This is a genomic window from Rhodococcus sp. EPR-147 (genome assembly GCF_001647185.1).
In the GTDB taxonomy this organism is placed as follows: domain Bacteria; phylum Actinomycetota; class Actinomycetes; order Mycobacteriales; family Mycobacteriaceae; genus Rhodococcoides.
Genome location: NZ_LVCU01000303.1, coordinates 1 through 8,058 on the forward strand (window position 1 = coordinate 1; position 8,058 = coordinate 8,058).

At 60.8% G+C, this 8,058-nt stretch carries 7 protein-coding genes; 3 read left to right on the forward strand and 4 right to left on the reverse strand.

The window, feature by feature from the left end; translation table 11 throughout:
* Positions 1-150: 150 nt before the first annotated feature.
* Both A2J02_RS14495 and A2J02_RS14500 read right to left on the reverse strand, forming a co-directional pair.
* Positions 151-780, reverse strand: coding sequence for a hypothetical protein (locus A2J02_RS14495; protein WP_156516224.1), 630 nt, complete (start codon positions 778-780; stop codon positions 151-153).
* A gap of 33 nt (positions 781-813) precedes the next feature.
* A complete protein-coding gene (locus A2J02_RS14500; RefSeq protein ID WP_068050821.1) occupies positions 814-1,722 on the reverse strand; it encodes a nucleotidyltransferase domain-containing protein in 909 nt (302 codons plus the stop codon).
* A 298-nt stretch (positions 1,723-2,020) separates the two neighbouring features.
* On the opposite strand from A2J02_RS14500, the gene A2J02_RS27255 reads away from it, so the two are divergent.
* Positions 2,021-2,704, forward strand: a complete 684-nt coding sequence (locus A2J02_RS27255) for a DUF3800 domain-containing protein (protein WP_143546441.1) — start codon at positions 2,021-2,023, stop codon at positions 2,702-2,704.
* 345 nt (positions 2,705-3,049) lie between these two features.
* On the opposite strand, the gene A2J02_RS28960 is transcribed toward A2J02_RS27255, so the two are convergent.
* Positions 3,050-3,811 carry a MurR/RpiR family transcriptional regulator gene (locus A2J02_RS28960; protein ID WP_082898794.1) on the reverse strand — a complete coding sequence of 254 codons (762 nt, stop codon included), beginning with the start codon at positions 3,809-3,811 and terminating at the stop codon, positions 3,050-3,052.
* Between the two features lie 114 nt (positions 3,812-3,925).
* Positions 3,926-6,061 (reverse strand): outer membrane protein assembly factor BamB family protein, encoded by a 2,136-nt coding sequence (locus A2J02_RS14515; RefSeq protein WP_082898792.1) that lies wholly within the window; start codon positions 6,059-6,061, stop codon positions 3,926-3,928.
* Between the two features lie 153 nt (positions 6,062-6,214).
* On the opposite strand from A2J02_RS14515, the gene A2J02_RS14520 reads away from it, so the two are divergent.
* Together A2J02_RS14520 and A2J02_RS14525 are read left to right on the forward strand one after the other, a co-directional pair.
* Positions 6,215-7,369: a cobalamin-independent methionine synthase II family protein gene (locus A2J02_RS14520; protein WP_068050823.1), complete on the forward strand. Its 1,155-nt coding sequence runs from the start codon at positions 6,215-6,217 to the stop codon at positions 7,367-7,369.
* A 53-nt stretch (positions 7,370-7,422) separates the two neighbouring features.
* Positions 7,423-8,058 (forward strand): isopenicillin N synthase family dioxygenase (locus A2J02_RS14525; protein ID WP_197478031.1); only part of this gene is annotated, 636 nt, incomplete at its 3' end.

Here is an 8,058-nt window from a genome sequence, read left to right on the forward strand (position 1 = left end):
TTCCTCGACTTCACGCCACGCTCAGTATCGGAACGGTCGTCGGATTGGAGGGTCAGCGAATACCTCGAGATCAGATAAGAGACTTACCCAGTGCTACCTTCGCTCTTCGGCACCCGAATCGACGAGGAGTACCCCGTGGACGGTGACGTGTCAGACCTGGCCGCTGTTGGGGCGTAGTTCCCTCACATGTGCCGCGGCTTCCTGAAACGACGTGTATCCCTTGGATCTGTCGATCAGGCGTAAGTCAATCTCGCCCTGGGTGTATCGATCCGTGAAGTAGACGCCGCGGATCGATTGTGGGACACGGCGTGCCGTATTGAACGAACAGGAGCCTAGATGCGGGTGGCTGCGAGCCTGGTGCTCGGGGCGTGGATCATTCCGGTAGAGAAAATTCAGCCGCTCCACGTCATCACCGGGCAGGTGACTCCAGAAGAACGACTTGCTGTCGCTCCCACTTTGTACGGTCATCTGCCGAACGTGGATAGACCAGAAGGATTGGTTGATCACGACGTACGCCGGAATGGGTCCGCGGTTACCCCCTTCCGGTATGTGACTTTCCGCCGTGGGTGTCAGTGTCACCTCCCATAGACCGTCGATTCGCGGCCTGCGGATCAGCCGGTTCAGCAGCGGGAGACGCCACAGCCACAGATCCCACCCGAGCAGCACCGCAGAAGCAGCGGCGGGGAGAACGCCGACGACTATTTTGGCGACGCTGTCGAGGTGGATGCCCGATAGCGCGAGTATCGCTGTGTAAGCGAAACCGACCGATAGGACAACCATGCGAACCAGGGTCGTCGGGCGCATATGCAAGGATCAGCTCCCGTATCCGAGGTGATTCCACGTCGCCAGAACCAGATCTTTTCCATCCTGGATCGACCACTTCTTGTCCTCGGTGAACAGCCACTTCATCCAGTTGGGCTCGACCATCGCGCGTTTGCTGTCCTCCGATTCGAGCAGGCCCCACAAGCTGCTTAACGTGGCGCGGAAGCCGTCATCGAGATCACCGGTGGTGAGAGTCGAGGCTGGCGCGTTGAAGACCAGGCACTCCATGAAATATGAGGGCAGTTCGTCGATGGTGCCTGCTGTCGCGAGGTAGTTCTCGGCGTTTTTCAACGCGCGAACATAGTTTTTGTACCGGTGGTTGGTCTGGGTATTGAGGTTGCGCCCGTTGTCCAGTTGTTGTTGGGGCCAATTCACGATCTTGTTTCCACCGTCTGTGGGAAAGACGCAGCTACCCTCCGGTGCGATGGTCCGGTCGGGATTGTCGTAGCGCCGGTAGAGGAAGCTCGGTACGACGTCGACGCTTGGGCGGCTGCCTTCTACAGCGCTGATGTTGATGGCGACTCTGCCACTGGTGTCGACGGAGTCTGCTCCGAAGGCGGCGATGAGGGCATCTACAACCGCCCGGCGCCATTTCTGGGGAGTCCACGCGCCCTGGTAGGGCGTCAACGGAGGTTCTGCTCCGACGACGCCGGCCTTGTAGCCGTAGTAGAGGCAGCCGTGGAACTCGACAACCACGTCGACATCACTGTCGCGGCGAACGTTGGTGTTGTTGGGGTAACTCCCCTTCGTGTAGATGAGCGGGTTGATGCCATCGAAGGCGTCGCAGGTCGTGATCGCCCTGCGAACCATGCTCTCCGCCCGCTCTTGCTGCAACCGTTCGTTCTCGCTCGAGGGTTTGATCCAACTGCTCAGTAGCTCCGCGCGCGCGGTTGCTGACATACCCACTGTGACTCCCGTCGTCAGGTATGGACCATATCGGGCATCTCCGACATAGCTGCCTCGGAATGGCGTCGTTGCTCTGGTGCCCCTTACGAAACATCTGCCGCTGGTCGACGGCCAGGTGTATGTCTCAGGCGTGTCGGCCGATACATCGAAACGGTCATGGCCGTAATCTGGGTACCTCCCCCGTTTCGGTGCAGGGTTCGACGTCGTTGCCCATTTCGAAAGTTGGCGTGTTGTTACTGGCACTGAGAAGGCCGGCCGTCATTATCGACCCGTGCCCCCTCATCTAGATCGCATGATTTATGTCGATGACTCAGGTCATCCGCAGTCCGGGCTCGCTGTCTACGGCTGGATAGAGTTCAGTCCTGATCATTGGCGTTCGGTGCTCCGGTTCTGGTTGGACACGCGTAAACGCCTGTGGCGCGAGTTCGGCGTTCCGGTGACAAAAGAACTACACACCACGGAGTATGCGAACGGTCGCGGACGGATCTCCAAACGGATTCCTGAGCGACACATTCACGAGGGACACGAGTACTGGAAGGACTTCGGGCGTGAGGTCGCAATCGAATGCCTGGACACCCTTCGCTCGACCGAAGGCTTGATCGTCGGAGCGGTATATCGCCGAGGCCAGCCCGATGATCTCGCGCGTACCAAGCGCGAACTCTATGCCGATCTCGTCACCCGAATCGAAGGCGAATTGGCCAGATCCGACTCGTTGGGCCTGATCTTCATGGACGGTGACGGCAGCGATAGTTCCTACCGAACGACACACAGGGGCCTCGCACTCGGTGAACGGCGCGTGATCGAAGACGCCATCCACATCGATTCGTCGGGATCACAACTGGTGCAGATGGCTGATCTCGTTGCATGGTGCGCCAACGTAGTGGTGGACAGCCACGTGAAGAACGAATTCGCTGGGCGCTGGTACGCGGACTACCTGTCCGAGCGCGACCCGAATCGGGAACCCGAGGAAATTTAGCCCCAGAAACAGCAAGACCCCCTTATCCACAGGTGTGGGGGGGTCTGCAAGACAGATACTACCGCGTGGGGAGTACCAGGGCAAACGCAATCCTGTACTGCTGACCAACAGCCCAAATCGCTGCTCACGAACTCACGAGCTCGCCCTCAGCCGAAGACAATCTAAAAATCGGCGGCCTGACCGACACCGAAGCCGCTCGAACAGAGCGGTGAACACCCCGTCGTGGCTCCGTGACGGCGGCCGTCGGAGCGTTCTGTCATCTTTAGAGGACAATGAATATCATTGCCGATAATATAGATTACGTCAACTTAGTTTCGTGTGGCCGGGGTTTGTCAAAAGTTCGGATTATAGTCGGTGGCTAGCGACTGCCTCTGCGGTTCGTGCCTGTGCTTTGCGCGCGCGTTCGGGCATTTGGACGTTGACGGCGACGAATATTGCGTCGAGGACGGTGGAATGGACGATGCGGCTACTCATGGCTTCGATGCGGTAGTTGGTTTCTTTGCTGCCGGCGATCAGATTGATGTCGGCGAGCGCGGTTATTGGTGAACGGTAGAAGCTGGTGAGCGTAATTGTCTGAGCTCCCGCTTCTTTCGCGGCGGTGAGTGTCATAATTGTTTCGCGTGTTTGGCCGGTGTGGCTAATTGCGAGGCAAGTGTCTTGCGGGTCAAGGAGGCTTGCGCTGACGTGTTGTCCGTGGCTGTCTATGGGCGCCTCGGTGAGCAGCCCTGCTGTGCGAAATCGGTAGCTGGCGTCTTGGACGAGGGGCGATGAGGTCCCGACGCCAGCGATGAGCAGTCTGCGTGTGTGGACCAGGGTCTGAACGGCTTTGTCGAAGCTGTCTGGGTCGATGGTTGCGAGCGCGGTGTGGACCGCGTCTGCGGTGCTGCGAACGATCTTGTCCAGGATGGTGTTGGGTGAGTCGTCTGCGGTGACGTCTTCGTGGAGGCCTTGCTGGGCTGGTACCGCATGTTTGGCGAGGTTGATCTTGAGGTCCGCAAAACCTTTGTAGCCGAAATCTTTACAGAACCGGACAACACTTGCTAGTGATGTCTGGCTCGCCTCAGCAACGTCTGAGATGGTCAGGTGTATAACTGCGGCGGGGGTCAGTGAGGATAACGTGGGCGATGGCTTGAGCGCTGCGGGTCAGGTTCGGCATCCGCGCACGTAGAACACTTTCGAAGTCGACCGGCGGGTGGGTTTCTGCCAGGCCGGTCGTTGTCGTCACTGGTGTACTCCTTGGGTCCTGATGGCAAGTAGGGCGGGCTCGATCGCGCTGAGTCTGTGAAGTTGGGCGTTTGTTGTTTGCGCGATGAGGTGATTGTCGCTGGTGATGACCGGCTGGGTGGTGACATGCTGATCGAGCGTTGCGGCGAGTTCCTCCGAACCTGAGGGGGCGACTGCCCAGACTTCACCAGTGACAGTCACGGCGATGATCTGGTCGCCGATGATCAGGGGCTCGGTCGCTATTCCGATTCCGGTAGACCGGTATGGCCCCCACCCTTGGTGTCCCTGCTGCGGTATGTGCGTGGGGTCGGCCGTTGGCGCACCCGTTGCCAGGTTCAGACGGTAAATTGTGCCATCGCCGGTGATCGCGACGACGCGGTCACCTATACACACCGGCGGTGTGGTTGTGAAGCCGCCGGCGATGGGTGTTGACCACAGGGTGCTGCCCGTGGTCAAGGCGATGCGGTCGAGGGTTTGGGTATCGGTGCGGACCACCAGTGCATCGCCTGTTCCGGGGATCGCGCTCACGGTGCTCGGCGCTGCTGGGGGAGTGAACTGACTCCACACCACTGTGCCATCACGAGCGTCGAGGGCGGTCAACCCTCGGTAGGGGCCGCCGAAGGGAAACACGACATGATGTCCGTGTGTGAGCCCGCGACCGTAGGTCATGAGGGTGTCGACGGGGGCGAGATCTGATGTGCTCCATAGTACTTGGCCAGTGTCGGCGCATAGTGCAGACAGTCGGTCGAGGGTGCCGGTGATCAGTGTCCCGTCTGTGGTCAGTTCAGGTGCGTTGAGCAGGCGAATCTGGTCTGCGGCGGGCAGTGCGTGCGTCCATCGGATTGTTCCGTCAGTGGTGTCGAGGCACGTGAGGGTGCCGGAGAAGGCCGTGGCGATCAGTGTGTCACCCCACGCCGTCAGCGATGTGACGGCATCACCATCGACGGGGACCGTCCACTTAGCGTGCCCGTCTCGGCCACTGACAAGGGTCACGTGCGCTTGTCCTTGCCGTGTGGTGGGTACCGCCACGTGGTGCTGTCCCACGCGAGAGAGATTGCCGCCGTGCTGATTATGTCCGTCGGGTGCCGACCACAGCATCGAGTGCACCGTCGGCGCGGGTGTGGACTGGTGACGGGTCCAGGTGTGCTGGGTTTGGCGACGCAGTGAGTGGTCCTGGGTGACGTCGAGGAGGTGCCAGGAGGGGGCCGACCAATCAAAGCCGCCGAAGCTGGTCGGTGGTGCGGTGAGGTAGTGGATCTGTCCGATGTGTCGATCGACGCTCACGTGCCAATGACCGGAGAGGATCGAAATGCGGGTCGTCGGGCCTGCATAGCTGGTAATAAGGTCCTGCAGCCCAGGGTCGGGCACGTCGTGCGTGAGGACTAGTAGCGGGCGCTCGCTGGCATCCAGATCATGTCGGATGAACTCCTTCTGGGCATTGCAGTCGATGCCGCAGGTGTAGCTGAACCAGTCCAGGGCCAGTACATGGAACGTTCCGATGTCTGCAGACCACCACCGGGGACCGAAGGCGTGTTCGTAGCGCCAGGTGGTGGCGGTTCCGAGGAAGCCGCCACCGACCGGTTGGTCTGCGTTCGCGGGTTCGTGGCGGTGTCCGTAGTGGTCGTGATTGCCAGGGATGACTTCGACCTGGATCGGTGAGCCTGCCAGCACGGCTTGCAACAGTTCGTACTCGTCGGGCGTCCCGTGATCGGTGAGATCACCGGTGATCACCGCGAGCTGGGCACCGGCCTGCTGCGCCGCAGACAAGGCGGCACGCAAGCCCTCTGCGCCGTTGGTGTTGTCACCGAACCTGTTTGCTAACTCCACTCCGTCAGCCGTGTTGCCATTCGACAACGACAGGTGGGGATCGGAGAGGTGGGCGATCTTGCTGATCGACACCGCGCGACGAGTGAGGGTGAAGTCGATCTCCGAACCCTCGGCGTCATCGAACTGCCACCATCGTTCGCACTGCCCATCTGCGGGTCGGCGGACCCAGATCGGGTGCGGTGTCTTCGGTAGGGCGTACCGGCCATGGTGATCGGTATGGGTCCAATGCACGCCGTCGCTGACTGCGACCGCCTCCACAGGCGCACCGTCTGCCCACCGGACGGTTCCCGTTGTCGTCTCGCTCATGAACCCATTGCACACCACCGTGAATGAAACTTTTATCCGCACGGTAGTTTGTAGATGAAAGTTTCATCCACTGGCAACCGGGAATTGGGACGGCGTTGAGGTTGAGGGCTGACTCTGTGACGTGTTCGTCACCCGCCACATATTGGAGATCCCATGTCCTCGGTAGATCGAATTCTCACCACTCACACCGGAAGCCTGCCGCGTCCGGGCAATCTGTCCACGCTCATTCGGCAGCGGGAGAACGGCGAGCTTGATGACGCCACCGTCAGCCGCCTACCCACCGTCGTCGAAGAAGCCGTCGCTACGGTGGTCCGCCGCCAGGTTGAGGCCGGCATCGACATCATTAGTGACGGCGAGATGTCTAAAATCGGCTACGCCACGTACGTCAAGGAGCGCCTGACCGGGTTCGACGTGAACGCCGAAGTTCCCGATGGCGGCGGACTGACCATTGCCGACCTGGACGACTACCCGGAGTTGGCTGCGAAGTCGTTGGAAGGGCTCGAGACATCGACGCCGGTCTGCGTCGACGACATCCAGTACACCGGCGCCGATCTGCTGCAGCTCGATCTCGACAACTTCGACACCGCCGCACGGGGCCGGTCGGTGGAGCAGCGGTTCATGAACGCTGCATCACCAGGTGTGATCGCGTTGTACTTGCCTAACAAGCATTACCCCACCCTGGACGAGTACCTGTTTGCGCTCGCCGAAGCAATGCGCACCGAGTACGAGGCAATCGTCAACGCGGGTTTGACCCTGCAGATCGATGCTCCAGATCTGGCGGGGGGCCGCCATATCCAGTACGCCCATCTGAGCGACGATGAGTTCCTGCAACGAGTGGAAGTACACGTCGAGGCCATCAATCACGCTGTGGCCAACATCGATCCGACCAAGGTGCGGGTGCATTTGTGCTGGGGCAACTACCAGGGCCCGCACCACCACGACATCGAGCTCGAGAAAATCATCGACCGCATCCTTCGGTTGAGCCCCCACGGACTGGTCTTCGAGGCCGCCAATCACCGCCATAGCCACGAAGTCGAGGTGTGGCGACAGACCCGCATTCCAGAAGAGAAAGTTCTGATCCCAGGGGTGCTCGATACCTCTAGCGTCTACATCGAACATCCCAAAGCTGTGGCCGCGCGCATCACGAGCTTCACCGACATCGTCGGCCGCGACAGGGTCATCCCGGGCAGCGACTGCGGGTTCGCCTCCTTCGCGACCTGGGTTGCCGTCGACCCAGAAATCGCGTGGGCCAAACTCCACACGCTCAGTGAAGGCGCACGGCTGGCCACCGAGCGTCTGTGGCCATGACAGCGCACACAGCGCAGCGGTTCAGCACCCCCGACCATTCGGCGGTACCCATCATGGACCTGCAGGACTACGCCAACCCCGCGACAAAAGGGAGGTTCGTCCGGGCGTTGCGCGACGCCTGCCATCACGTCGGGTTCTTATACCTGACCGGCCATGGTGTCGACGACACGCTTAACGCGGACGTTGCTGCGGTAACCCGGGCCTTCTTCGCGCTGCCAGCTAGCGAGAAGAGGGCGGTCGCCATGGTCAACAGCCCGCACTTTCGTGGCTACACACCTCTGGGCGGAGAACTGACTGGGGGACGAGCCGACCTGCGTGAGGAAATCGACCTAGGACCCGAACGCGCAAGTGTTCTGGACCCCGAGCAACCGTGGCAGCGTCTGCACGGACCTAACCAGTGGCCCGAGGAGCTACCGCAGTTCCAGGCCACGATGACCGACTGGGCCGACCAGATGGACCATCTGGGGCGGACGATGCTCCGCGCACTCGCAGAAGGGCTCGGCATCAATCCCGACCACTTCAACAACTGGGTCACTCCCGACCCCGAGGCGACCATCAAAGCAATCCGTTACCCGGCACCTACCGGTAACGAACAGCCGCAAGGAGTGGGCACCCACCGTGACTTCGGCCTGCTGACCTTCGTTCTGCAAGACGGGGTTGACGGGTTGCAGGTCGAAGGTGAAGACGGC